Origin of the sequence: Enterococcus sp. AZ109 (assembly GCF_051714625.1) — a bacterium.
GTDB lineage: Bacteria > Bacillota > Bacilli > Lactobacillales > Enterococcaceae > Enterococcus_A.
Window position 1 is genome coordinate 2,117,907 of record NZ_JBIOSF010000001.1, and the last position, 24,917, is coordinate 2,142,823.

A 24,917-nucleotide genomic window follows, 5' to 3' on the forward strand; every position below is an offset into this window, starting at 1 on the left:
TGAAAATGAAGAGAACAATTGGCTATAATCAATCTCTACAATTTGAAAATGTGATCAGTCGCTATTATTTAATGAATGCAAATGAAACGGGTGAATCCTTTGAAGATGCTTTGCAAACGATTTTTGATGCGGGATATTCTTTGTCTGAGAATTTCTTTTATTCAATGAATTCGGATATTCGCGATGAAGATGAGCTATTAATTCAAGTATTCATGCCAGTAAATGAAGAGTGGCAGAACAATCTATCAGAGGAGTATCGTTATCAGACCTACTTTCAAGTAAACGACATGATTGCGACAAGGGCAAAAGGTGACAAGCAAAGTGAAATTTCTGAGGCATTGCAGGAATTGGTTGTATATATTGTAGACACTGACTTTGAGGTCACATCCCCCATTTTTTACCGTCCACAAGTGATAGGGGAAACAGTTTATACTGATTTGATGATTGGAGTAAGAGAAAAAGAGTAATGAGTAGGAAAAGCGATATTAGCATAAGCTGATATCGTTTTTCGTGCGTACTTTACTAAAGGATGTATCGTTTCCGACACATAAGTGCTAAAAACGGTACAAAAAATAACTTCAAGAGAAAATGAGTGTATTATATAAAATGAGACGACGAAATTCATGTTTGGGATACTTATTATTGTAAGGCCTGCTAAGAGAGTTTGAAATAAATGAAAGGGTGGATACAATTTATGATAGTAATAAAAAGGGTAAGTAAGTTCTTGGAAAGAACAGTATTTCGCACTGCGTTAAAACCACGACAAATTCTTTTGTATAAAACGGACCAACCAAAAAGAAAGATATTTTATGATCCTAAATATGAAAATTTAGGCTACGTAGCGGATACAGAAAACTATGCAGGTGCAAGCATAGTTTCGACTTCTAGCATCATATTTTACATTTTTTATAGAACGTTGAACATTACTATATATTACCAAAATCCTATCTTGGCGTACCTGTTATCATCTTTATTGGGTCTAGGGTTAGGGTGGTTAATTATTTATGTCAAGAATAGAAGCGCTCGTAATATTACAATCAAATCTCTAAAAAAAATAGATAGTTTAGATAATGTAGTAATGGCAGCAAAAAAACAATACAAAGCAAACATAGGAGTTTTATACTTGTTTGCAGTAGGATCTATATTCATAATTCTCAACATATTGGACAGAGATAATTCTCCTTCGTTACTATTAAATATCCTATTATGGATATGGGCAGTTTACTCAGTCGATTATTTCGACTTTTTCAGAAGGAAAAGATTATATAATCAGTTGAGTAAAATTATTGCTGAGGGAAAATAACGTAAATATTTACACATTCTAAACTGTAGTAAAAATTAGCTAATTATCAACAAGATTAAAATAAAAGGTAAATATTGTTGGATAGGAGAATCAGCTATTTTAAGCTGTACAGATGAAGGAATATTTTTTATGCTCACCAATAAGGGAGTGGATTATATCTATGATAATAAAAAAAAGCAGAATTAGTTTTCTTGAGGAAAAAGTATTCCACAATCATTTAAAACCGAGACAAATTCTTATGTACAAAACGGAAAATCCAAAACGAAAAATATACTATAACTTAGAAAACGATACTTGGGGTTATATTGTGGATACAGAAAAGTATGCAACCGCAAGTGCTGGGGCAGTTGTCAGCGTGATTTCCTACATTTTATTTAGGATGATTGACACAACTGTTTTCAATTACGATCCACTTGTTATGTACGTAGTTTTGTCTTTTTTGGGGATCATTTTAGGGAGCCTACTCGTTTTCTTTAAAAATAGAAATGCAAAAGGAATTACACTGAAACCATTGAAAAAAAAAGAAGCACTAGAAGATATATTACTGTTGGCTAATGAACAGTACAAGGCTAATTTTGGAATGATATATTTATTTACAGTGACTATTATATTTTCAGTCTTTGATGTTGTAATCGTTAAGGACACTGTTGTGTTGATGCTGATTATTCCCTTATGGACAATAATCATTTATCTGATCGATTATTTTGATTTCTTTAGGAGAAAAAGATTGTACAAATATTTTAGTAATATTGTTAAGGAATCCAGTAACCAGTAGCAGTGCGGTGATTGATATAGAGGTATTAAGCCAGTTGTTAGGGAAGATTCCTACTAAGTTAACTGAGTTTGGAGAAATTGATAAACAATTTTCAAATGCCTATTCGGAAGTTGAGAGAATTGTTCCACTTAAAATAGCAAAAGTTGTTTCCTTTAACAATGCGATTAAAAAAGCTGAAACAGTATTAAAAGATACAAACAAAGCTATGGGCAATTTCAAAGAAAAAAAGAGTTCTCTAGCTGATATGCTCAAAAGTCAAAGCTCACAGGTGAAAAAATTAAATAGAACCTTAGGAGTCAGCTACAACTCACCAGATGCATTAACAATCTTCCAGGATAAGAAGTTTAAAAATAAGGTCGATAAGCAGCACAAAGAGAGTATGAAGCTTGAAAAAGAGAGGTTAGAAGCAGAAAGACGTGCTTTATTAAATATTCATCCAGCCATATCTGCGACGAAGGGAACAATAACTAAAGAAGAGATTGATCGGATACAGAGGGAAATCAATGCGGTTTCTGTGAAAGAAAATGATAATTTAAAAAAGAACAATATGACAAACGAGTTAACATTGGAAGTTCTGAATGCAATTAATATGGAATCTATGGAATATTTTTTTGATCAAAATGGAAATCAGATTACTAATTTTTTATACCGTAATAGTTCGAAATATTTAGGGATAGAAGCAGGATCGGCTCTTTACGCAAGTGGGAAAGTCATAGGTGGAGCCTCCAGAGCATTACCCTATATTGGTATTGCAATAGACACAGCTACGTTAATTTCTGAGAAGGATCCAAATACTGGACAAAAAGTTGTAGGACATATAGCTGGTAACGCAATTGGGAGTATAGCAGGAACCGCTATAGCGGGTGCAACAGCAGCGCCTGCTGCAGCCTATATAGGCGGAATTGTAGGAACTGCAATTCCTATTCCAGTAGTTGGAACAGTAATCGGTGTCGCTGCAGGAACCTTAATAGGGTTTGCCTTCAACAAAGGTATAGATTATATAATTGAGAAAACAAAAAAATAAGGGGTTGAGTAGATAATAATGTATCAACTAATCTATGATAATAAAGAGGGAACTCAAATATTTTATGATAAAAAGAATCAGAAATTGGCTAGGCTTAATTTAAATATTTCTTCATCAAATGATAGAACTGTGAAAAGTAATTTTGGATTAATCTCTTTAGCTGCAGCTTTGTTAAGCAATTCCATAATAGGCAAACTAATTCTTAATGAAGGCTCCAATCCACTCCAATTACTACTAATAGTATACCTATTAGCCATATTTAGTGGGATAACGCTTTTTATAATTATGAAAAAAAATCAATCTAGAATACTAGACAAAAATCAGATTGAATTCTCGGAAGAAGAAGTCGCTCGTCTAATGATAGATAGCACAGATACAATTAATAAGGGTATTGTAAAGGTTTCAATTGTCTTCATAGGTTTAGGTGTGTTTAGCTCCATAGTTTTTCTATTAACACATATCTTACTACTAACCATATTTACATGGCTTTTCATTTTTTCGAGTGTCTTTTTCATATGTGAGCCAACGATTTACCATGTTTCATATATAACAAAAAATGAATGGTAATTGGTTAGGTCTTAGTTCAAAGAGTAAATTTTACAAAGCGTATTAGTAAAATTCAATAAACAAAATTAGTGTGTTTAAAAAATATGGATCAAGGAGAAATTATATGGAAATCTATTCGATTGGAACAATTGTTACACTTTATGATGCTGAGCAAGAGCTAATGATTACCTCAAGATATCCTCTGTATAACAACAATGGAGAAATAGGGTACTTTGAATATGCAGCATGTCTTTATCCACAAGGTCAAGTGGATGAGAAAAATTTCTTTTTTAATCATGAAGATATTGAGACGGTTCATTTTGAAGGATATATTTCAGATGAGGAAGAGAAATTACGAAAAGATTTGGAAGAACAAGTTCCTAACATTAAGTATCCTCGAATAACAGTGAAGGACACATATAAATAAATACATGATACTCAGATAGCAAATGCTGTTTGAGTATCTACATATCTGATTTTTCTTTAGGGTTGGCTGAAACATATGAGGGATACTATTCAGTAGGCTAGTTGCAGTAACTACAGCAGGGAGTAATGTCACTTTTAGTGCTCCACCGACATTGTTAACTAGTGTTATTCGTAATGGAGCTAAGTACGCAGCGCCAGTGATTGGTTCAGCAATAGACTTTGGAATGCAGAAGGCTCAAGGTGAAAGTACAGGAGATGCGTTGATAAAAACTGGTGGACATATTGGAGCCGGATTAGCAGGAGCGGCTATAGGATATGCTATTCCCATTCCTGGCGTTGGTACCGCTGTTGGCTTTGTAGTAGGCGTTGCTGGATCAATGGCATTTGATTGGGTATATGATAACAAAAAGGACATAGCAAAGTCGGCTTCAAAAGGGTTAAAAAAAGTTGGTGATGCATTCAAATCCTTTACAAGTGGTTTGGATACAGTTTTTGGATGAAAGAGGAGAAGCAATGAAAAATTATATTTTGATATTTAGAGAAAAAATTCTTCAGTTTTTCTCGACGTAGAAAAACTAATTTTGGTTAGAGTATCCCACAGCGATCAAAATAGCCAAATAAAGTATATTTTGCTATTTATGTTGTGTCTATATTTACCAAAGCTGTTAAATCCAATATACCAAGGATGGGCCTCGCCTTTAATCAATTGCCTGACACTCATTATAGTGATTTTATTATCAAGGTTTTCCACATCAATTTTCTTGAACAACGTTTATAATTTCCAAAATCCGCAAAAGGTTTATCTAAGAAAAGAAGAATTACAAGATAAACTTGAAAATGGAAAGTTGCTACAGCAAAAAGAGATAAAACTTACCATAATTTCTAGTATTGTACTAGTGGTTTTATCTACGATGTTTTTGTTAACCTCATCATTAAATATAGCTATGTTGATATTGTTGGTAGCAATAATTGTTTGGGCATATCTATTGATACATGCTCCGGGAAATAAAACAAAGAAAATCCAATTTATTAGAAGTATAAAGAACTGAATCATTCGAATAGTTGATTAGGTGGGAAGGGAGGCTTCGTGAAAAATATAATAGCAATAGGCCAAACAGAACAGGAGAAAATTTACTTCAATTTAGAGAGAAACAGATTGCTTTTAAGTTATAAGAGAGATGCCAAAGTATTGAATCCGCGACACTTAGTAGCAATAATACTGATTAGTACTCCTATAATAAGGGTTTTAGATTTGATGTATAGAAATATCGCAAATCAGTTTATCAATCTTATGCTATTGTCCGTAGGGATTATCTGCATTTCATATTATGGTGTATACTCTCTAGAGAGAAAAATGAAGAACACTAATTTTCACGATTACTATTTTTCAAAAGAAGAAACCAGCAGGATGATTGAAAGGGAATTACTAAATAGTAAGAGAGCTCTGAAAATTAAAATATGTTTCGTGGTACTTACAGTAGTAATGGCTCTTCTTTTTGTTATCAATTCGAATTTTGCTTTTTTAATTTTTAGCTGGGCATTCTATCTGTGCTTAGCCATTCTTTTTCAGGAGAAAACACTCAAAAGAATCAAGATACTTAAATCAATTAAACACGAGTGTAGTATATGAATTTTTTAGTTTTCGATTTTGCTGAAAATGGTAAAGAAAAAGGAATTGAAGCAAAAATCGGTCTTGAAAAATATGAAGGTAAGATTGAAGAATTAAAAGATACTCTTCGTAGTATTTTGTACGAGTAGTGTGAGCAGACGAGACTGAAAATCAGTCTTTTTTTAGTTGGGTAAAATAGAAAGAGTACAAAAAGTCGTTAGTTAGGCTATGTTTATGCTATTTTTTGTTTGATAGAGCCTAGTTATTTCGCTAGTTGAAGAAATAATGAGTCTTAGGATTTTCAAAGCAGTAATAAGCTAGTTATGAACAGGTGTGGATAAGTTTGTGGATAACGTTGTGGAATTATGTGGAAAAGGGTAGGAGAATTCCACAGAATAGGGGTTGTGGAAAAATAATTAACCAAGTTTCCTAATGAAATTATGTGGATAAGTGAAGTTTTAATCAGATGGAGTTATTTCGATGGATTTTCTAGCGAGCAGAAAGGTGGATTGATTGCACAATAAACCTTAAGAATCCGAGATTTTTTTGTGACCTTTTCAAAAGAATGACTTTTCGAGTATCGACTTGTGGCATACTAAGCAGAAAATATTGTGAATGAGGGGATAGAAATGACTAAGCTGCTGATTGTGGATGATGAGGTCGATATTCGTGAATTAGAAAAAATGTTGCTGGCTACTTATGTGGATGAAATTATTGAAGCAGAAAATGGGCAAGAAGCGGTGGAAATGATCGACCAGGAGGTTGCGCTGGTTATCATGGATTATATGATGCCTAAAATGAATGGAGTGGATGCGGTCAAGGAAATCCGCAAAGCTTATTCAGTTCCGATTCTTTTTATTTCGGCAAAAGGTCAAGAATATGACAAGATAGTGGGTTACTCTGCCGGTGCGGATGATTATTTGGTGAAGCCTTTTTCGCCGCAGGAACTGCAGTTGAAGGTCCAAGCGATGTTGCGGCGGTATTTGAATTATAGTAATTCGTACGTACAAGCAACCCATTCGATTCAAATTCGTGGGTTGGTCTTGCATCCGGAAACGCGAAAGGTAGTCTTGGAGGATCAGGAAATTATTTTGACTGGCAAAGAGTTTGATATTCTACAGCTGCTGGCTGAATCACCGGGACATGTGTTTTCGGCAGAAGCGATCTATGATGCTGTTTGGCAAGAGCCGTATTTTTATAGCTCTAGTAGTACGATTATGACGCACATAAAAAAATTGCGGCAAAAGCTCGAAACAGACCCGAAAAAACCGCAGTACATTTTGACTGTGTGGGGAGTGGGGTATAAGATTGAACAGTAAAAAAACGACCTTTCCCAAAGAAATTTTTCGCTATTTAATCTTAAGTATCATTAGTGGTGGGGTATTGTTCTTGTTGCTGTTCGTAGGTAATCAGGCGCTATACCAACAGGTGATTCAGCCGCAGATGGCAAAGAAAAACTTTGCGGACGCAACGGAGGAGTTTCAGACGTTCGTTACCCAGCAGGAGGCCAACAGTCTCAGCCGCTTTACTTGGCAGTCCTCAGATGGCACGGTCTTTTATTTGCGAAATGATGCTGGAAATGGCAGCGCACCGAAATTCCATAAAGAACCAGAGGGGCCGATGGAGCAACGGCGACCATTGGGCAGTGAAAAGGCTGTAGATATCACTTACTCAGATGGGAAAAGTGCAACGACCTTTCTAATTGTAGAGAATCGTTGGGTGATGTATATTGGCGTGGTCGCCTCAGTAGTTTTGGGCTTGATTTTTGCGATTGTTTTGTTTTACCGTCAGCTGTTGAATAAGGCGAAATATATGCACCAAATTGAAAAAGGGACGATTATTTTAGAGGCGGGCGATCTCGATTATCGAATAGCGGAAGAAGGGCATGATGAGCTGACTCAAATCGCTGCCAGCATCAACAAGATGAGCCAGTCCCTCAGTGAGAAGATTATTTTAGAAGCGAAGGCGACTCAGACCTCTAGAGAAATTATCAGCGATTTAAGTCATGACATTCGAACACCGTTGACGATTTTAAGCGGCTATTTACCCGTGCTGCTAGAGACTGACTTAACCGAAGAGCAGCGGAAATATCTAAATCTGATCCATAAGAAAACCAAGCAAATGAATAGCCGGGTGAATGATTTGTTGGAATATGCAACAATCTTTTCTGGTCAGCGCCCGTTAGAGCTGCAATTGATTGATAGTCGGATGCTTTTTGAGCAATTTATTACTGAGTTATTGCCGATTGTAGAGGTAACTTATACACTGGATATTCCCGCACAGGCCAAGATTGTGGGCGATATGAGTCTGCTAGAGCGATTGTTTGATAACCTTATTTCCAATATTAATCAACATGCGGAGCTTGCTGAAGGTGTAACGATCCACATCCAGACGCTGAATGAACAGCTTCACATCACAATTAAAAATACAGTTTCCAAGAACGATTCGAGCATCGGGAAATCCTTAGGGGTAAAAATTTCTGCGATGATTGTCGAGCTGCACCAAGGTACGATGACGAGTGCATTGATCGGAGAAACTTACCAAACGGAATTAGTTTTTCCGATAAAATTTGAAAAATAATCTTTTTACAACTGAAAATGCATGGAAGAGTAGTCGATTGATGGCTGCTCTTTTTTTCGTACCTTGGATGGGTAAGGGATCAGTTTCGCATAATTGTTGTTCGACTCCACGAGTGTGCGAAGTCCGTCTCACCCAAACTTCAGATTTGTTCAGATTTACTTCAGAAGGAGTTCAGATTCACACGTTATGATACATTCATCGTTACTAAATAAATGATGTTTGACACAAGGAGGAAGTTCAATATGGCAAAAGCAAAAGTTAAAAGCGGGGAGATATTTGAACGCCGCGAGAAAAAATATTTGCTGACACCGGATAAATTCGAGGTGCTGCTGACTCGTTTACAAGAATATATGACGATTGATGACTATGGGCTGCACACGATTCATACCGTTTATTATGATACAGAAGATTTAGCGGTTATTCGTCATTCGGTAGACAAGCCGAAATTTAAGGAAAAAATGCGGCTGCGCAGTTATGGCTTGGCAACTAGTCAATCGACAGTGTACCTCGAATTAAAAAAGAAGGTGGCAGGTGTCACCTACAAACGCAGGACGGCGATGACTTATCAGGAGGCGAAAAACTTTTTAACTTACGGTGTGAAGCCACAGGAACAAAAGCAGATCTTCAAAGAAGTTGATTGGTACACACGCCAACAAGAACTTCAGCCTACCGTATTGATCAGCTATGATCGAATCGCTTTGAAATCAAACAAGGATGAAAATTTCCGGATCACGTTTGATCAAAATATTCGGTATTCATTGGAACATTTCGAATTGGATCAGGTGGATCAGTACCCGCAAACTTTGTTAACGGCAGAGCCAACGGTGTTGATGGAGGTTAAGATTTTTGAAGCCTTTCCTTTAGAAATCAGTCGCCTTTTCTCAGAACTACAGGTTTTTCAAGGGAAGTTTACCAAATACGGCAATGTTTATCATTGGGTATTATTTCCTGAATGGGAGAAACAACAGGTGGCTCGTTATACCGGACAAACAATAAAAACATTTGGGCGAGGAGAATCAATTTATGCTTGAGAGTATTCTTAGCAGTAATGCCAGCGCAATGACTGTTACGCTGACGCAAGTTTTATTAACTATTTCATCTAGCTTAATTTTAGGCTTTATCATTGCGATGGTTCATAAATATCGCAACAGCTACTCCAAAAATTTTATGTTCACCATCGCACTTCTGCCCGTCTTAGTTTCCTCCGTCATTATGATGGTCAACGGAAACTTAGGGGCAGGGATAACGGTAGCAGGAGCTTTCAGCTTAGTTCGTTTCCGTTCGGCACCGGGGAATGCGCGTGAGATTACCACGATTTTTTTCTCGATGGCAGTGGGATTAGCGATTGGAATGGGCTACGTTGTCTATGCCGCAATTTTTAGTTTGATTGTCAGTCTTGCCATGATTGTTTATACCAATTTGCGGTTTGGCGATGCGACGGAGAACGCGCGACAGGTCCGAATTACCGTACCCGAGTACACCAATTATATGAAGGATTTTGATGATGTGTTGAAGAAATTTACCGATTATCACCAGTTGGATCAGATTAAAACTACCAACTTAGGCAGCTTATTTGAAGTTTCTTTCACGGTTCATGAAAAAAATCCGTACAAAGAAAAAGAGTTTTTAGATGAGCTGCGTTTAGTAAACAGCAACTTGCCTATCATTGTCCAGCCAGCTGGAAGTGGGAAGGACTTATAGGTACAAAGAGAAGAGGGATCGAATGCTAATCTGTTTGACGGCTTTGTTCGGTTTAGTATGGATGTTAGTACCTGAGAAACAGTGAAATAGATGAGTGTCACTAAGAGAAAAAGATAAGCAGATAAAACAGGAGATCTGCTTATTAGCGCCGCTAACTAATTGCGAAAGACGTATAGTTTATTCACATTCAAGAAAAGTCAGACTACGGAATTGTTACTTTACTAGATACTTGAAATCGAGAAGAAAAGAGGAAAAAATATATGAAAAAGAGACTATCTATTACGTCTGTTTTATTAGCCCTTGCATTAACTGGCGGTATTGTCTATAAAGTGACAGCTAGCCAAACCGAGGAAGCCGGCATTGCTACCAGTTTGGCAGGAACTTCTACTACCAATCTGACTAGTTCTACTGCCACATCAACTACTGGGGAATACGACGAAGAAGATATGGAAACTGCCTATGACGAGGGCACGGCTACACTGATTACACTAGCAGATGACAGTTCCACCATTGATGGTGAGGGAGCGGAAGTTGCAGATAATACGATTACTCTTACCAAAGGAGGAACGTATGTCTTAACTGGGTCATTAACTAATGGTCAAATTGTTGTTAGCAGTACGGATGCCAAAACCGTTCGAATCATATTAAATGGTGTTGAAATTACAAATGAAACGACGGCTGCAATTGCCGTTTCGCAAGCTGAAAAAACCATTTTAACTACAGTAGAAAATACCACCAATCAGATAAATGCGACGGCTGAAAGTTTTGCTGCGACAGATGAGGCACAAGCGGCGATTTACAGTGAAGATGATCTAACATTGAATGGTGCTGGCACTCTTGAAGTGCAAGCAACAGCTGGTCATGGTATTCAAAGTAAGAATGATTTAAAAGTAACCAGTGGTAACTATATGATTGATAGTGGAAATGAAGGAATAAAAGGGAAGGACTCTGTTCAGATTTTAGATGGAACCTTTACTATTCAAGCTGCTAACGATGGGATTCAAGCGACTAATGCTGAAGAAACCGACAAAGGCTACATTATTCTAGATGGCGGCACGTATACAATCGACAGCGAAACAGATGGAATTCAAGCCGAAACATATTTAATTGCCAACAATCCAACGGTTGTTATTACTACCAATAGCAGTGGTACTGTTGATTCTACCCAGAGTTATAAAGGACTAAAGGCAAGTGGTGAGATGACCATAACTGGCGGCACCTATACGATCGATTCAGTAGATGACAGTATTCATTCCAATAGCAATGTAACAATTGAAGGGGGCACATTGAATTTAACGACTGAAGACGATGGGATTCATGCGGATGAGACTACCACGATCTCTGGTGGAGAAGTCCATGTTCTAAATTCTTACGAAGGAATTGAAGGGGCCAACGTTGTTTTCTCAGGAGGGAATGTCACCGTTGTTGCGACAGACGATGGTGTAAATGCTGCGGGCGGCTCAACGACCAATGAAACTACAGAAACCGGTGATGAGAACCAATTTGGCGCTGACTCTTTCCAAGAAGGCGGCAGTGGAGACTATTCAATTACGATTGAAGGTGGAACGATTCAAGTTGATGCAGAAGGTGATGGTTTAGATTCTAATGGCAACATTTACATGACAGGTGGACAAATGACCGTTTATGGTCCAGTTAGTGGTGGAAATTCCGCTCTGGATTATGATGGAACCTTTGATATAAGCGGTGGAACACTTTATACTCTGGGATCTGCGGAAATGGCACAATCATTAAGTGAGACCTCCACTCAGCCGAGCATTCAAATCTGGCTAGATAGTGAACTGCAAGCCGGCGAGGTAGTTACCCTAACAGATAATCAAGGGAATGTGATTAGTGAAGTAACAGCTGCCAAAGCCTTCTCGAATTTGATTGTCAGCGATCCAGCAATCCAAACGGGAGAAACCTATACCGTTGAATTTTCTAGCGGTACTTCTACTGCAGTCACTGTTGACTCAGCAGTGACATCCGTTGATTCAGCTGGTGCTGCGGTGGAAGCTACCCAAGGAATGATGGGTGGTGGCGGCCCTGGCGGCGGTATGGGCGGACGACAATAACAAGTAAAGAAAGGAGCGAACGCTATGAAAGCCAGTATTGTTATTCCAGCTTACGAACCGGAACCTCGTTTTTTGACTTTTTTAACAAACTTACTTTGCCAAACGGATCGTCCTGTCATCGTAATTGATGACGGATCGGGACCTGATTATCAAGCTGTTTTCGCGGAAGCGAAGCGTAAAGGGGCGATTTTGCTGACGCATCCGCACAATTTAGGCAAAGGAGCCGCATTAAAGACCGCCATGCGCTTTCAATTACGGAATATACCCGAGGCGAGCGGCATTGTAACAGCTGATAGTGATGGCCAGCATCGCACGGCGGATATTCTAAACATCGCTAATCTAGTAGAAAAACACGAAAACACCTTATTTTTAGGTGCTAGGCAATTTGATCAAGCCCAGGTTCCCTTTAAAAGTCGCTATGGAAACAAACTGACTGCTAAGATGTTTCGCTTCTCTACAGGTACTACCTTATCAGATACCCAAACGGGCTTACGGGGCATTCCTCAAAACCACTTGGAGCAACTGCTGGAAATACCCGGGCGCCGATTTGAATACGAAATGAATATGTTGATGCAAGCAAAAGAAGTGGGGCTTTCGCTAGAAGAAGTCCCAATTGAGACAGTTTACTTTGGCAATAATGAGCACTCACATTTTCGTAGCGTGGCAGATTCCTTACTAGTCTATCTCCCCTTTTTGAAATTCATCGCCAGCTCGGGCTTATCCGCTGTCTTCGATATTTTGTTTTTTGTCATATTATTGAAGCTAGTTTTTCCTACGGCATCTAACGCACTATTTGCGGCTACGGCTTTAGCTAGAATTTGCAGCGGTGTGTTGAACTATCAGTTGAATCGGCACTTTGTCTTTAAAACAGAGCATCAACAACTCAAAGAAGCCAGTAAATACGCCCTGCTCTTTGCGAGTCAATTGCTGCTAAGTTTTCTATTAGTGCAAGGGCTGGCTGGATTATTTCAGCATATTATTCTAATAAAATTAGTGGTTGATTGTGGGATATTTTTTCTTAGCTTTTACATTCAGCGCCGTTTTGTCTTTAAGAAAGGAGCGTATGAAGCTTGAGCAGATATAGAGGGTTTCCTTGGTTTTTCACCGTGTTATTGCTGTTAAGTGGTTTTACTGGTTTTGTCTTGCTGGATACATTTGTTGTACCCAAAACTTATTCAGCTATAGCTACCAATACAACAACTGAGACAACTACTGCCACGGCGGACGCGGACACGGCTTCAAGTGAAAACTCCGAAGCCATTATCACGGAAAACAGTTACCAAGATGACAAGATGACCATAGCAATCACGACTGAACAAACTGCGGATACGACTTACTATGTTGCTGATATCCAAGTGGAAAGCAGCGATCAGTTGAAGACAGCTTTTGCCAATGGGACGTATGGCCGAAATATTAAAGAAACGACTTCTTCTATGGCTGCGGCAAACCAAGCAGTGTTGGCTATTAATGGTGACTATTACGGTTTCCGTGACACAGGCTATGTTCTTCGAAACGGCAGCTTATATCGAGATACGCCGGAGGAAGATACGGATGCCCTAGTGGTTAATGAGGATGGGGATTTTTCTATTGTGAATCAAGGGGAAGTATCGGCTGAAACATTGTTGGAAGAAGGGGCGGCACAAGTGCTTTCCTTTGGTCCAACTTTGGTGAAAGACAGTGAGATAGCAGTCTCCACTGAGGAAGAAGTTTCTCAATCAATGAGTAGTAATCCCAGAACAGCTATCGGTCAGATTGGTGAAAATCATTACATGATTATCGTATCGGATGGTCGAACAGACGAAAGTGTCGGCTTGTCTTTGTATCAGCTAGCCGAAATTTTTGAAAGCAAAGGGGCAACAGTTGCTTATAATCTTGATGGCGGAGGTTCTTCTACGATGGTGTTCAATGGGCAAGTGGTAAACACTCCTGTAGCCGGAGCCAAAGGTAATTCTGGCAGCGAACGTTCAGTTAGCGACATCATTTATTTTTAGAAAAGAGGGGTTTTATGCAGATAAATAAGTGGTTGGCTAGTTTAAGCGCAGGCTCGGTGTTTCTATACCTTTTTAAAACAGTCTACAACTACTTTGGTCACGGGGTAACTAGTGCGGCACTAGACAGTGCTTGGTGCTGGCCGCTCGTATTAGTCGTTTTTCTGCTAGTCATAAAAAGCGTCAGTCCTGCTATTATTAAAACGCCGCGAATGCGTGTTAGTTATCGCTGTTTTTTGTTGGCAGTAATCAGTGTAGTAAGCGGACGAGTATTGACGGGGATTTTTGAAATTGCGGGGACTTCTTCAGGTTATGTAGTCGTTTATTATGTGACAGCGTTCATTTTAGTGTTGATCGGCAGCTTCTTTTTGATGGCTGCTTTACGAATTAGCGATTAGGACATGAGAATAGCTAAAGAAAAGACATCCTTTACTTTTTTGGTAAAAGATGTCTTTTTCATATCAAGGCTGCTCTTTACTCAATTAGACAAGTTTGCTGATTCATGATGTTGTGCGGATGAAACAATCCGATCGTCTTTACTTTCTCACCGTCATTCGCAGCTGACAAAATTGTTCTGGGATGTAGAATTTGTTGTGAGCTAGGACGCGATCCTCTTTATAGATAGTTTCCACCAGTAGAACACAGGCTTCGCCGCCTACCATACTATAGCGCTGCGAAGTCATATTGCCAGCTGCGGTTTTTTTGATCTCGATGGTGGCATGAGTGGCTTGATTGTAAATTTCTTCTTCTAGCACAACTTTAAACCCTTCTTCGTTGTTTAAATCAATTCCCAATTCTTCCACGATATCAATCGCTAAATAGGTAAAACAAAAGGCTAAGTATTTCTTCTTCGCCCCATACCAGCGTTCGACTGAAACGACGGCAGTAGACTTCTTTTCCAGCACTTGTCTAGTATATTCAGTATCTAAATTGATACTGAAATAAAGCTCGACGTCCTCAATTGGTTCAATCTGCGCTTTATAAACGGGATTACTAAGCGTATCTAAGCCATCTTTCTGCTTGTCTACTGGTTCTTTAATAATGAAGTTCCCTTTGCCATGAATGTTTTTAACCAGTCCATCTTCTTGTAAAAAAGCTAAGGCTTGTCTAAGTGTCATGCGACTAATTCCTAGTTGCTTCGCTAATTCGGGCTCTGATGGCAGCTTGTCTGAAGAAAATTCATTATTATTAATCATGTGATATAACCGGTGGTATGCCTTGACATACAAGGGTTCTTTACGGTTTTCTCCGTTCATAATTCGGCTCCTGTACTGTTTTTTATTTTATTTTACCATAAAAGGGCTTGCAAAAACATGGCAGCGCTATTATACTTGTATAAAATAGTTGATAATAATTAGACAAGTTAAAAAGGAGAAATGATTATGACTGAGAAAAGCACACCCCATATCGTATTAGGAGGACAAGAAATTGCTGAAACAATCTTACTTCCAGGTGATCCATTACGAGCGAAATTGATTGCGGATACATTTTTAGACAACTCGGTACAATTCAATCATGTACGAAATATGTTTGGTTATACTGGGGAATATAAAGGACAGAAAATATCCGTTATGGGAACAGGTATGGGTATGCCTAGCATGGGACTTTATTCCTATGAATTGATTCATACTTTTGGCGTGAAGAATTTGATTCGGATTGGCTCTTGCGGGGCTTTACAAGCAGAAATTCCGTTGCATGACTTGGTGATTGCCATGGGAGCAGCCACAAACTCCAGCTATGCCGATCAATATGAGCTTCCTGGTCAACTTCCAGCAACGGCTTCGTACAGTTTGTTAGAAAAAGCAGTAAATACCGCCAAGGCTAACGGTCAAGACTATCATGTGGGCACTATTTTGACCTCTGATGTGTTTTATCATCCAAGCAAAACGTTTAATCAAAAATGGCAGGAAATGGGTGTCTTAGCGATCGATATGGAAACAGCCGCTCTTTACTGGAACGCAATGGCAGCTAATGTAAACGCTTTGAGCATCATGACAGTGAGTGACAACATAATCACTGGTGAAGCTTTGTCGGCAGAAGATCGACAAACCGCCTTCTCCAACATGATGGAAACAGCTTTAGAAATGACACTCTAAGAAAGAAGGAACAGATATGTTTAAACGGGTACATTTAATTGTTTTGGATTCAGTCGGAATTGGTGAAGCACCAGATGCAGAGGCCTTTGGTGATGTAGGAGCAGATACGTTAGGTCATATTGCTGAAAAAGCAGGACTAGTCATTCCCAATATGGAACAACTGGGATTAGGAACCATTCGTCCGCTAACTGGTGTAAAAGCACTGGCTGATCATTATGGTTACGCGACAAAATTAGAAGAGATTTCAGTAGGAAAAGATACTATGACTGGGCACTGGGAAATTGCTGGCTTAAATATTCAAAAGCCGTTTCGGGTCTTCCCAGATGGGTTTCCTGAAGAACTATTAAAGCAGATTGAAGAATTTTCAGGTCGTAAAATTGTCTGTAACAAGCCTTACTCTGGAACAGCGGTCATTGATGATTATGGTCCCCACCAAATGGAAACCGGCGATTTAATCGTTTATACATCGGCTGATCCGGTCTTACAGATTGCGGCTCATGAGGAAATTATCCCGTTAGAAGAGCTGTACAAGATTTGTCAATATGCCCGTGATATCACCAAGGATGAGCCTTACATGATTGGTCGTATTATTGCCCGGCCATATTTAGGAACGCCCGGGAATTTTACCAGAACTAGTAATCGTCATGATTATGCGTTAGATCCTTTTGGCAAAACGGTGTTGGATTCCTTGAAGGACAATGGCAAAGACGTAATTGCTGTTGGGAAGATCAACGATATTTTTAATGGTCAGGGAATCACTGAATCGGTTCGTACGAAAAGCAATATGGACGGGGTAGACAAGTTGCTGGAAGTGATGAAGCAGGAATTTACCGGCTTGAGCTTTACTAACTTGGTGGATTTTGATGCCGTGTTTGGTCATCGTCGGGATGTTATCGGTTATGGTCAGGCGATTGATGAATTTGACCGTCGTTTACCGGAAATTTATGAAGCATTAGAGGAAGAGGATCTGTTACTGATTACGGCTGATCACGGGAATGATCCAACATTTCCGGGCACCGATCATACTCGGGAGTATGTACCGTTGTTAGCTTATAGTAAAAAAATGCAAAAACAAGGCAGTTTACCTCAAGGATATTATTCTGACATTGCTGCGACGATTGCTGAGAATTTTGCTGTACCACAACCAGAAAATGGTCAGAGCTTTTTAGCCGAGCTAAAATAAAGGGGATATAAAAAATGGAGTTTGTAGCAGAAGAGAAGAAGGTTGAAGTAGGGAAAGTTGTACCGATTATTTTGTTTTTAATGGTCTTTTCCTTGGTGATTGATAATTCCTTTAAGATTATCTCACCGGAATTAGTTAAATATTTTGGTGTCTCTGCCAGCACAGTAAGCTGGCAGGTGACCTTAGCTGGTTTGTTCATTGGGATGGGTGCCGTTGTCTATGCATCTTTGGCGGATTCAGTTAGTATTCGGACTTTGTTAGTGATTGGGATTGGTTTGATTTGTGTCGGATCATTGATGGGTTATTTGGTTCACGAAAGCTATTGGTTAGTCGTTTTGGCGCGGGTAATCCAAGCTTCAGGGTTGGGTGCGACAGAAACATTGTACCTGATTTTTATTGCTAAATACGTGGAACCGGAAAAACAGAAAAAGTATATGGGCTACAGCACTAGTAGTTTTCAAATTGCAACCGTCATCGGTACCTTAACTGGCGGCTTTATCACCACTCACTTGGCTTGGCAGCACTTATTCATTATTCCTTTATTCACGTTGTTATGTGTACCGTTTATTTTGAAGTATTTGCCAAAGGAAGAATCCACGAAAAGACATATTGATGTACTAGGAATGATTCTAGTAGCAGCAGTGTCGACTTCAATCATGATGTATCTATCTTACTTTGACTGGCGTTTCTTCGTAGTGTTCGTGATTGCGATTGGTTTATTCTTAGCTTATATCACTAAAAGCAAAACCGCATTTATCACGATCGAGTTTTTCAAAAATAAATTGTTCGTATTTGTCCTGTTAACCGCCTTCTTATTGTATTCTACTCAATCGGCATATACCTTAAATGCTTTTTCTTTCTTTATGGTGGATGTGTATCATATTGGGTTGGATTCAGTATCAGCGATGTTTATTCCAGCGTGCTTGGCAGCCGCTTTGGTGGGAAGTCTTTCAGGTAAAATCAGTGAAAAACTAAGCAGTGAGCAGTGTATCTATGTAGCGATGGGTTTAATCATAGTCAACATTCTGGGTAGTGCCTTGTTTATGGGGCAATCGATTCTCATCTTTATCATTTCGTTGGTTCTGACTTCTTGCAGTTTTGCGATGTTGTATGCTCCGATGATTCACATGAGTTTGCTAAAGGTTGGGGAAGAACATAAAGGAACAGCTTTAGGTTTTTACAATCTATGTATTAATGTCGCCATGTCTGTAGGCTTCACCTATTCTTCCTTCTTTATTGATAATCAAAAATTACAAGTGCCATTTATCGCTGGTGGGACTGAGGCTCATTATAGTGCGGTGCTGATGATTATCGCTTTTATCGCTTTTCTGTCATTGGCTGTATTTGTGGTATTTGCTAGAAGACAGTTGAAGGTTGGAAAATAAGAAATAACACAAGCAAAAAACGGGAAGCAGTTAGTCAGCTGCTTCCTGTTTTTTGCTGTCTATCCTAGTTGCATCACACAAAAAAATCAGGGTATTTTTGCTTCAAAAAGGTGTTCAGTTGTTCGGGTGGGATCGCTTGAATTTCCTTCGTGAAGTCTTCACTGACTAGCTTGCGTTGGGAGTTCAACGAGAAATTCAGTTTTACCAAGTATTTACGATCCTCTTCATGCAAATAGTAATTTAATTTAATGTTAGGGTAGCCGTTTTCGGTCAATATTCCAGAAATCCGATTAGAAAAAGTGATTAAGTGATCATATTTAAAGGCGCCCAGTTTGTAAATTTGATGGAGATTTACATAGTCTACCACCTCGGCATCAAAATAATAATTCAGCTGTTGAGCGAAGAAATCACTTTTTTCTTTGGCCGAATTGGTGACAATAATAATTTTTTTGCGGTTGCGCCCAGCAATTTTATTTTTCAGCACATGTTCTCTAAATAAAAGGGTCAAGGTGCTGATTTGGTATTCATCTAGTTGAAAGCTGCTGGAAAGCTGTGTTTCGTAAAAATATTCGACTAATTGAAAAAGGAAGGGAAACTCACCCTTTACATCGTCTAGTTTGTTGTCATAAAAATCAAAGTTTAACTCATTGCGGAATAGACACTTGTATAAGTAGTGTTCTATTTCTAATTTTAAGCTTTCCTTGGTGTAAAAAGTTGTCACAATACGATGTTCGACATAGTCTACTAATTCAGCCACAATGTTTTGAATCAAGGCATTCGCTTGGTAAATAGGTGGACCATCATTATCCAGACTGGCTAATATACTGCTATAGACCAGATCTTCTACTGATACTTGAAAAAACGCGTAGCTTGGTGGGGGCACTAAAAATTCTGGTACAGTCGATAATGAATGCTGGTTCGCTAGCCGATTTAAAGATAGATAAGTATAAGTAAATAAAAATTTAGTTGCAGTGTAATTGAAGCGCAAATCCTGTTTTTTGAGAAATTCTACTAATAACTGATTGTCGGTTCGCCAAAGCGGTTGGGCTTCTTGGAAAATCAGGTGCTGTAACGGCGTATTGGCTTGTCGTGGAATAATGCCATTTTGCTCATTGATTTCGATGGTTTGACTTAAAATTTTAGCGACTAAAATTCGTAAGGCCAACTCGTTGCCCGTAACAGTGGTTCCTTTTCCCCGTAAAGCGGTCAGTTGAAGCTGGTGTTTCGCTAAGGCTTCGACAAAATAGCTGCGATCCTTTTTCTTGGTAGATTGGCTAACATAAATGTCATCGTAAAGGCTGGTCAAATTAATAGAAGGATGCAAACTACTTAAGGTTAGCACGTACTCAAAGCGCTCTTGTGCATTAGCAGCAAAATCATGGAGCTCCAGTGATTGGATGAAAGCAATCAGGGTTTGATAGCTCATTTGACTGACAACGGCTGAATCAGTAACAATAAAACGGCTTGTCTCAGGTAAATAATCATTTAGTGACTGCACAGAACGGCGAATAGTCGCAGATGAACGGTTCGTCTTTTTGGCTAGATCGTCAATAGTAAGCCGCTGCTTTTCTTGAATTCGGTTAGCAATATACAAATCAAATGAGTTAATCGTCATGGAAAATCCCTCCCTAGTCACTTTCAGTATAGCATGGTCATTTCTTGAAAAAAACGCCAATCAGATGATGACCTTGTTGGGTAACCGTTTACAGCTTAGACTATGGGTGTAAAGGAAATACATGAGGAGGAGAAAATATGAAAGACCAATTAAAGAAGGGGATTCAAAAATTTGGGCGGTCCTTATTGTTGCCAATCGCAGTTATGGCACCGATCGGAATGGTCATGGGATTGACCAATGCCTTATCACAAAGTTATATGATCGAGCAGGTTGCGTTTTTGGGCGATCCAACGGTTCAAGCCATTATTAATAGTTTAAAAACCATTACTAGCATTGTTTTTGAGAATATTCCGTTACTGTTTGCCATGGGTGTGGCTTACGGGATGTCGAAGGTGGATAAAGGAATTGCCGTCTTCTCGGCAGTCTTAGGGTATGTCACTTTGTTAGTTGTTGTGAATGTTTACCTAACACTTACCGGTGCCATTGCTGATGCAGAAAGCATGGCTGCTGTAGGACAAGGGATTGTTTTAGGAATTCAGACCTTGAAGTTGGATGCTGCTGGCGGAATCATCGCTGGATTAGTAGCAGCTAAGTGTACCGATAAGTTTTATAAAACCCAATTGCCATTAGCCTTTGCCTTTTTCGGCGGGAAGAAATTTGTACCCATTGCGACGTTCTTCTTTATGATTCCCATCGGCTTCATTATTCCAATCATTTGGGGAGTATTTACTAAATTCCTGATCATGATTTCACCAATCTTCATGAACGATGTGTTTGGGGTTGGTGCCTACTGGGTAGCCCATCGCGCATTGATACCATTTGGTTTACATCATGTGTTGGCTTCAATTGTCCGCTTTACTGAAGCCGGTGGTGTTTATATGATTGATGGACAGCAATATATCGGAATTTTAAATGCAGCCAACAAAGTCTTGTTTGATTTAGGTCCCGATCATCCTGCCTGGGAAATGGCACCTGATTTGTTCAAATACTTGGCATCTGGTCAAATGCTAACGACTTTGTTCCGCGTACCAGCAATCGGTTTAGCGATGTACCATACCGCTTTTGCTGACAATAAGAAGATTGCTAAAGGAGCAATATTGACCGTTGTATTAACCGCCTTTTTAGGGAATATCACCGAACCTTTGGAATTTTCGTTCCTATTTATTGCACCACAATTGTTCGCAGTGTACGCCTTGTTATGTGGAGTAATGGCGATTCCTTTGAACTTCTTAAATATCGGGATCGGCTATATTCGGGGAACGATCTTTGACTTTGGGATTTTCGGTTTAATGTATGAGGACACCAATTGGATCAACTTGATTCTTCTAGGAATTGCCAATTTCTTCGTCTTCTATTTTGTCTTTAAGTTTGCCATTAAGAAATTCAATCTAGAAACTTTAGGCCGTGAAAAAGGCTTGAAAGACAACACGTTATTAGCAGAGAAGAAATTCGATGAAATTGCTGGGATCGTTTTGCCTGCATTAGGCGGCAAAGCCAATATTAAAAATGTGGATAATTGTGTCTCGCGTTTGCGAATTGACTTAGTCGATCAAGCGAAGGTAGATGTGGAAGAACTGAAAAATTCAGGGACATCCGGGGTCTTCTTTCCACAAGAGAATCATATCCATGTAGTATTCGGACCATATGTTGAGTTTGTACGAAACGCCGTTGATGAAGAATTGAAAAAGGGATAGGTGACAACCAATGAGAGCACTTTACGATTCGAAAAGTAAAACACTGGATGATAAAGGGATTAAGCAACTGCTTAAATCAGAAGAAAAGTATCAGGCATGGTTGCAAGTAGAAGCCGCACTGGCTCAAGCGCAAGGAGAGCTAGGCGTGATTCCTCAAGATGCGGCTAAAAAGATTGTCGCCCAGGCCCAGATTGAGAACATTGATTTTGAGAAAATGGATGAAATTTATCGAAAAGTCGGGCACGGTTTTGTGCCCTTTCTAAAAGTCTTCGTGATGGCTTGTGATGAAGAAAGCGGCAAATATATCCACTATGGGGCGACGACCCAAAACATCCAGCAGACCGCTCAAAATCTGTTGATGAAAAAAATTCATCAACAATTTTTAGCTTATATAGTGGAAATTATTGAAAATCTGAACCTGTTAGCGGAAAAGCATGCGGATACAGTTATGGCTGGACGGACTCACGGCAAGCACGCGATTCCGATTACTTATGGCTATAAGGTTTCAGTTTGGATTTCAGAATTAGTGATGTCACTGGAACGAATGCAAGAGGTAGAAAAGCGTGTCTTCACCGCTATGATGGGTGGCGCAGTTGGAGCTTTCAACTCTACGGGTGAAATTGGGATTGCCGTTCAAAAACGGGTGGCTGAAATTTTAGATTTGGAGCCAATGATGATTCCATCACGTAATATCAGCTCACCTAAAATTGAATATATTAATACGCTGCAATTACTAGCCAACAATGTGCATAAAATCGCAGAAGAAGTTTTTCAAACCTCGATTGAAGAGTTCGGTGAAGTAGCCGAAGGATTTACTAATGGAACGGTCGGCAGTAGTACGATGCCCCATAAGATCAACCCGAAGCTTTCAAAGGGAATTATTGCCAACGCTCAGATGCTTTATTCACTGTCAGCAGTCACATATTGTTCTGCAGCTAGACCTTTCGAAGCTGATAGCACCTCAAATATGTTGTTCGATGGGGTAATGAACCAAGCTCTGGAATTGATGACTGAAATTTTAATGCGAGCCGAGGAACTATCGCGCACACTAACGATTGATGAAGAACGAATGCGGATTAATGCTGAGTTGAATCATGGACTCGATAATAGTGAATACATCATGATGCAAATTGCCCCACACATTGGGAAAGATCAGGCCCACGAGCTTATTTACGATTTAGCGATTGAAGCGGAATTGACGAAAAAGAGCTATCGGGAATTACTGTTAAGCAATGCTATGATCCGCAACTTATTTTCCGATGAAGAAATTGAAGGGATGCTGAAGCCGGAAAATTACACCGGATTATCAACACAACTGACCAAAGAAATGGTATATGAAGCTCGAACGGCTATCAGTAAGTTTCAGCAGAAAACAAAGGAGCGAGTCTATGTTTAAGCGATTTAAGAAAAAAAGTCTTGAATTATTTTGTCCAGCCAATGGCAAGGTATTAGCGATTACAGCCGTGAATGATCAAGTGTTTGCCTCAAAAGCAATGGGGGATGGTTATGCAGTAGAGCCGATAGATGGCAGTATATATGCCCCTGTTGTTGGCAAGGTAGCTTCGATTTTTCCTACAAAACATGCAATTGGCTTAGTCACTGAAAATGGTATAGAAGTGTTGGTTCATATTGGGATTGATACCGTTGAGTTAAATGGTGAAGGCTTTGATATTTTAGTAAGTGAAGGAGAAGCTGTGACCTCAGATACCCAATTGGCACAGGTCGATTTAGACTATCTGCGTAGTAAGGAAAAACCTGTAACAACCATGATTGTCTTCACTAATTTGACAGATAAAACCATTAAAGTAAAAGAAGGTACTGCTCAAGCAAAAGCAGTTATCGGAAATTTGTAATAATTAAAAAGCAGCAACAACCCTCTGTTTCTGGGCAGAGGGTTGTTGCTGCGCTATTTACTGCTGAAAAAATCCATCAAATGTGGATAAAGCAAATCCTGATTGACAATGTAGCTGCCATGATCGTGACCATTCATAAATTTTAAGGTAGCATTTGGCAGAGCTGCCAGCAGCTGAATGTAAGTTTCCGGTTTAAATAAATCATTGTCAGCTTTTACCAGTAAAATAGGATTGTTTACTTTACGAACATCCGCTAACTCAATATTTGGTTGTTCTAGCATTAGTTTGAACAAAGGATCTTTTGTTTCTTCGTAGGTCTCCCTAATTTCCTGGTAACTTTCAGCGGTAAAATCCTCTGGCTTCAGATTTACCCCTAACAATGCCAGTTTGTTTATTACGTCGGGGGCCTTCATTGCTAGCATTAATCCGATGATTGCCCCGTCACTAAAGCCAACTAAGTCTACTTGTTCTAAACGAAGGTCTTGGATAAAGTGGTAAACATCTTCAACCATTGTCTCATAGGAATAGTCATCTGTTCTCTGGCTTTGTCCGTGGTTGCGACTGTCGATTGCGTAGACGGTATAATGCTCGGCTAGTTTGGCTGCCAGCTCAGTGAATATTTGATGATCTTCGCCATTTCCGTGCAGCAGCAACAGCGGATTTCCTTTGCCGCTAACTTGGTAGAAAAGCGCGATGCCATTTGTTTGAATAATCATGTAGGTGCTCCTTTCTGGTGCTTGCTGCTTTTAATTATAGAGGATAAGTGTGGTAAAAGGAATCAAGTAAAGTGTGTGAGTCTTGCTAGAGGTTCAGCGAGACTGCGGGATGGAGAATTCAGGTAATTTGTTGCTGAATTTTAGTTTTTTGGCGTATGTTGTGGTAAGACCGGAATTAGTAGCTTGGTCGGACCTGATTTTGCTGAAATCTTAATCGGATTAAAAAAGTTGGACAGTCGATTTTACGAAATAGATGAAAATTATTATACGTGAGCCTTCAGATGGCTAGTAGTCAAAAAATAAAATTAGTTCCATTAGATGTTATCCCCATAACTAATTATGGTATGATAA

At 39.2% G+C, this 24,917-nt stretch carries 25 protein-coding genes; 22 read left to right on the top strand and 3 right to left on the bottom strand.

Going from position 1 to position 24,917, the window contains the following annotated elements:
- Window positions 1-5: 5 nt before the first annotated feature.
- The 16 genes from IGI42_RS10115 (at window position 6) to IGI42_RS10190 (ending at window position 14,422) form a co-directional block, all read left to right on the top strand.
- Window positions 6-467 carry a DUF5085 family protein gene (locus tag IGI42_RS10115; RefSeq protein WP_438715720.1) on the top strand — a complete coding sequence of 154 codons (462 nt, stop codon included), beginning with the start codon at window positions 6-8 and terminating at the stop codon, window positions 465-467.
- Between the two features lie 227 nt (window positions 468-694).
- Window positions 695-1,303 (top strand): hypothetical protein, encoded by a 609-nt coding sequence (locus tag IGI42_RS10120; RefSeq protein ID WP_438715721.1) that lies wholly within the window; start codon window positions 695-697, stop codon window positions 1,301-1,303.
- A 160-nt stretch (window positions 1,304-1,463) separates the two neighbouring features.
- Window positions 1,464-2,078, top strand: coding sequence for a hypothetical protein (locus IGI42_RS10125; protein ID WP_438715722.1), 615 nt, complete (start codon window positions 1,464-1,466; stop codon window positions 2,076-2,078).
- A 7-nt stretch (window positions 2,079-2,085) separates the two neighbouring features.
- A complete protein-coding gene (locus IGI42_RS10130; protein ID WP_438715723.1) occupies window positions 2,086-3,102 on the top strand; it encodes a hypothetical protein in 1,017 nt (338 codons plus the stop codon).
- Between the two features lie 18 nt (window positions 3,103-3,120).
- Window positions 3,121-3,669: a hypothetical protein gene (locus IGI42_RS10135; RefSeq protein ID WP_438715724.1), complete on the top strand. Its 549-nt coding sequence runs from the start codon at window positions 3,121-3,123 to the stop codon at window positions 3,667-3,669.
- A gap of 103 nt (window positions 3,670-3,772) precedes the next feature.
- The gene (locus IGI42_RS10140) at window positions 3,773-4,075 is read left to right on the top strand and encodes a DUF4176 domain-containing protein (RefSeq protein WP_438715725.1); all 303 of its coding nucleotides are present in this window, start codon (window positions 3,773-3,775) and stop codon (window positions 4,073-4,075) included.
- A 151-nt stretch (window positions 4,076-4,226) separates the two neighbouring features.
- A complete protein-coding gene (locus IGI42_RS10145; RefSeq protein WP_438715726.1) occupies window positions 4,227-4,574 on the top strand; it encodes a hypothetical protein in 348 nt (115 codons plus the stop codon).
- 1,126 nt (window positions 4,575-5,700) lie between these two features.
- On the top strand, window positions 5,701-5,832 hold the full coding sequence (locus IGI42_RS10150; RefSeq protein ID WP_438715728.1) for a hypothetical protein: 132 nt from the start codon (window positions 5,701-5,703) through the stop codon (window positions 5,830-5,832).
- 480 nt (window positions 5,833-6,312) lie between these two features.
- Complete coding sequence (locus tag IGI42_RS10155; RefSeq protein ID WP_438715729.1) at window positions 6,313-7,002, top strand: response regulator transcription factor; 690 nt, start codon at window positions 6,313-6,315, stop codon at window positions 7,000-7,002.
- Window positions 6,992-8,263: a sensor histidine kinase gene (locus IGI42_RS10160; RefSeq protein ID WP_438715730.1), complete on the top strand. Its 1,272-nt coding sequence runs from the start codon at window positions 6,992-6,994 to the stop codon at window positions 8,261-8,263. The genes IGI42_RS10155 and IGI42_RS10160 overlap by 11 nt, the downstream gene beginning before the upstream one ends.
- A 242-nt stretch (window positions 8,264-8,505) precedes the next feature.
- Window positions 8,506-9,294 (top strand): polyphosphate polymerase domain-containing protein, encoded by a 789-nt coding sequence (locus IGI42_RS10165; RefSeq protein ID WP_438715731.1) that lies wholly within the window; start codon window positions 8,506-8,508, stop codon window positions 9,292-9,294.
- Window positions 9,287-9,964, top strand: a complete 678-nt coding sequence (locus IGI42_RS10170) for a DUF4956 domain-containing protein (protein ID WP_438715732.1) — start codon at window positions 9,287-9,289, stop codon at window positions 9,962-9,964. The genes IGI42_RS10165 and IGI42_RS10170 overlap by 8 nt, the downstream gene beginning before the upstream one ends.
- A gap of 260 nt (window positions 9,965-10,224) precedes the next feature.
- Window positions 10,225-12,036 (top strand): carbohydrate-binding domain-containing protein, encoded by a 1,812-nt coding sequence (locus tag IGI42_RS10175; protein WP_438715733.1) that lies wholly within the window; start codon window positions 10,225-10,227, stop codon window positions 12,034-12,036.
- A 24-nt stretch (window positions 12,037-12,060) separates the two neighbouring features.
- Window positions 12,061-13,110 carry a glycosyltransferase gene (locus IGI42_RS10180; protein WP_438715734.1) on the top strand — a complete coding sequence of 350 codons (1,050 nt, stop codon included), beginning with the start codon at window positions 12,061-12,063 and terminating at the stop codon, window positions 13,108-13,110.
- Window positions 13,107-14,027 carry a phosphodiester glycosidase family protein gene (locus tag IGI42_RS10185; protein WP_438715735.1) on the top strand — a complete coding sequence of 307 codons (921 nt, stop codon included), beginning with the start codon at window positions 13,107-13,109 and terminating at the stop codon, window positions 14,025-14,027. The genes IGI42_RS10180 and IGI42_RS10185 overlap by 4 nt, the downstream gene beginning before the upstream one ends.
- Window positions 14,028-14,041: 14 nt before the next feature.
- Window positions 14,042-14,422 carry a hypothetical protein gene (locus tag IGI42_RS10190; protein ID WP_438715736.1) on the top strand — a complete coding sequence of 127 codons (381 nt, stop codon included), beginning with the start codon at window positions 14,042-14,044 and terminating at the stop codon, window positions 14,420-14,422.
- A gap of 138 nt (window positions 14,423-14,560) precedes the next feature.
- Here IGI42_RS10190 and IGI42_RS10195 read toward each other — a convergent pair whose 3' ends face one another.
- On the bottom strand, window positions 14,561-15,280 hold the full coding sequence (locus IGI42_RS10195) for a GntR family transcriptional regulator (protein WP_438715737.1): 720 nt from the start codon (window positions 15,278-15,280) through the stop codon (window positions 14,561-14,563).
- Between the two features lie 126 nt (window positions 15,281-15,406).
- On the opposite strand from IGI42_RS10195, the gene deoD reads away from it, so the two are divergent.
- From deoD to IGI42_RS10210, 3 genes are read left to right on the top strand one after another with little or no spacing between them, the layout of a single operon-like run.
- Window positions 15,407-16,120 (top strand): purine-nucleoside phosphorylase, encoded by a 714-nt coding sequence (gene deoD, locus IGI42_RS10200; RefSeq protein ID WP_438715738.1) that lies wholly within the window; start codon window positions 15,407-15,409, stop codon window positions 16,118-16,120.
- Between the two features lie 16 nt (window positions 16,121-16,136).
- Window positions 16,137-17,303: a phosphopentomutase gene (gene deoB, locus IGI42_RS10205; protein ID WP_438715739.1), complete on the top strand. Its 1,167-nt coding sequence runs from the start codon at window positions 16,137-16,139 to the stop codon at window positions 17,301-17,303.
- Between the two features lie 14 nt (window positions 17,304-17,317).
- Window positions 17,318-18,688 carry an MFS transporter gene (locus tag IGI42_RS10210; RefSeq protein WP_438715741.1) on the top strand — a complete coding sequence of 457 codons (1,371 nt, stop codon included), beginning with the start codon at window positions 17,318-17,320 and terminating at the stop codon, window positions 18,686-18,688.
- 73 nt (window positions 18,689-18,761) lie between these two features.
- Here the strand turns inward: IGI42_RS10210 and IGI42_RS10215 are convergent, their stop codons facing one another.
- A complete protein-coding gene (locus tag IGI42_RS10215) occupies window positions 18,762-20,303 on the bottom strand; it encodes a helix-turn-helix domain-containing protein (RefSeq protein ID WP_438715742.1) in 1,542 nt (513 codons plus the stop codon).
- A gap of 137 nt (window positions 20,304-20,440) precedes the next feature.
- On the opposite strand from IGI42_RS10215, the gene IGI42_RS10220 reads away from it, so the two are divergent.
- The 3 genes from IGI42_RS10220 to IGI42_RS10230 are packed head-to-tail and all read left to right on the top strand — an operon-like array spanning window position 20,441 to window position 23,850.
- The gene (locus IGI42_RS10220) at window positions 20,441-21,997 is read left to right on the top strand and encodes a PTS transporter subunit EIIC (protein WP_438715743.1); all 1,557 of its coding nucleotides are present in this window, start codon (window positions 20,441-20,443) and stop codon (window positions 21,995-21,997) included.
- A gap of 10 nt (window positions 21,998-22,007) precedes the next feature.
- The gene (locus tag IGI42_RS10225; RefSeq protein WP_438715745.1) at window positions 22,008-23,393 is read left to right on the top strand and encodes a class-II fumarase/aspartase family protein; all 1,386 of its coding nucleotides are present in this window, start codon (window positions 22,008-22,010) and stop codon (window positions 23,391-23,393) included.
- A complete protein-coding gene (locus tag IGI42_RS10230) occupies window positions 23,386-23,850 on the top strand; it encodes a PTS sugar transporter subunit IIA (RefSeq protein ID WP_438715746.1) in 465 nt (154 codons plus the stop codon). The genes IGI42_RS10225 and IGI42_RS10230 overlap by 8 nt, the downstream gene beginning before the upstream one ends.
- Before the next feature lie 53 nt (window positions 23,851-23,903).
- Here IGI42_RS10230 and IGI42_RS10235 read toward each other — a convergent pair whose 3' ends face one another.
- Entirely contained in the window at window positions 23,904-24,566 is a 663-nt protein-coding gene (locus IGI42_RS10235; protein WP_438715747.1) for an alpha/beta fold hydrolase, read from the bottom strand.
- Window positions 24,567-24,917: the final 351 nt, after the last annotated feature.

What these genes read in the sequence shown, in the direction of transcription:
- IGI42_RS10115 (WP_438715720.1), top strand. Translation starts at nt 6, where the DNA reads ATGAAGAGAACAATTGGCTATAATCAATCTCTACAATTTGAAAATGTG.
- IGI42_RS10120 (WP_438715721.1), top strand. Translation starts at nt 695, where the DNA reads ATGATAGTAATAAAAAGGGTAAGTAAGTTCTTGGAAAGAACAGTATTT.
- IGI42_RS10125 (WP_438715722.1), top strand. Translation starts at nt 1,464, where the DNA reads ATGATAATAAAAAAAAGCAGAATTAGTTTTCTTGAGGAAAAAGTATTC.
- IGI42_RS10135 (WP_438715724.1), top strand. Translation starts at nt 3,121, where the DNA reads ATGTATCAACTAATCTATGATAATAAAGAGGGAACTCAAATATTTTAT.
- IGI42_RS10140 (WP_438715725.1), top strand. Translation starts at nt 3,773, where the DNA reads ATGGAAATCTATTCGATTGGAACAATTGTTACACTTTATGATGCTGAG.
- IGI42_RS10150 (WP_438715728.1), top strand. Translation starts at nt 5,701, where the DNA reads ATGAATTTTTTAGTTTTCGATTTTGCTGAAAATGGTAAAGAAAAAGGA.
- IGI42_RS10155 (WP_438715729.1), top strand. Translation starts at nt 6,313, where the DNA reads ATGACTAAGCTGCTGATTGTGGATGATGAGGTCGATATTCGTGAATTA.
- IGI42_RS10165 (WP_438715731.1), top strand. Translation starts at nt 8,506, where the DNA reads ATGGCAAAAGCAAAAGTTAAAAGCGGGGAGATATTTGAACGCCGCGAG.
- IGI42_RS10170 (WP_438715732.1), top strand. Translation starts at nt 9,287, where the DNA reads ATGCTTGAGAGTATTCTTAGCAGTAATGCCAGCGCAATGACTGTTACG.
- IGI42_RS10175 (WP_438715733.1), top strand. Translation starts at nt 10,225, where the DNA reads ATGAAAAAGAGACTATCTATTACGTCTGTTTTATTAGCCCTTGCATTA.
- IGI42_RS10180 (WP_438715734.1), top strand. Translation starts at nt 12,061, where the DNA reads ATGAAAGCCAGTATTGTTATTCCAGCTTACGAACCGGAACCTCGTTTT.
- IGI42_RS10190 (WP_438715736.1), top strand. Translation starts at nt 14,042, where the DNA reads ATGCAGATAAATAAGTGGTTGGCTAGTTTAAGCGCAGGCTCGGTGTTT.
- IGI42_RS10195 (WP_438715737.1), bottom strand. Translation starts at nt 15,280, where the DNA reads ATGAACGGAGAAAACCGTAAAGAACCCTTGTATGTCAAGGCATACCAC.
- deoD (WP_438715738.1), top strand. Translation starts at nt 15,407, where the DNA reads ATGACTGAGAAAAGCACACCCCATATCGTATTAGGAGGACAAGAAATT.
- deoB (WP_438715739.1), top strand. Translation starts at nt 16,137, where the DNA reads ATGTTTAAACGGGTACATTTAATTGTTTTGGATTCAGTCGGAATTGGT.
- IGI42_RS10210 (WP_438715741.1), top strand. Translation starts at nt 17,318, where the DNA reads ATGGAGTTTGTAGCAGAAGAGAAGAAGGTTGAAGTAGGGAAAGTTGTA.
- IGI42_RS10215 (WP_438715742.1), bottom strand. Translation starts at nt 20,303, where the DNA reads ATGACGATTAACTCATTTGATTTGTATATTGCTAACCGAATTCAAGAA.
- IGI42_RS10220 (WP_438715743.1), top strand. Translation starts at nt 20,441, where the DNA reads ATGAAAGACCAATTAAAGAAGGGGATTCAAAAATTTGGGCGGTCCTTA.
- IGI42_RS10225 (WP_438715745.1), top strand. Translation starts at nt 22,008, where the DNA reads ATGAGAGCACTTTACGATTCGAAAAGTAAAACACTGGATGATAAAGGG.
- IGI42_RS10230 (WP_438715746.1), top strand. Translation starts at nt 23,386, where the DNA reads ATGTTTAAGCGATTTAAGAAAAAAAGTCTTGAATTATTTTGTCCAGCC.
- IGI42_RS10235 (WP_438715747.1), bottom strand. Translation starts at nt 24,566, where the DNA reads ATGATTATTCAAACAAATGGCATCGCGCTTTTCTACCAAGTTAGCGGC.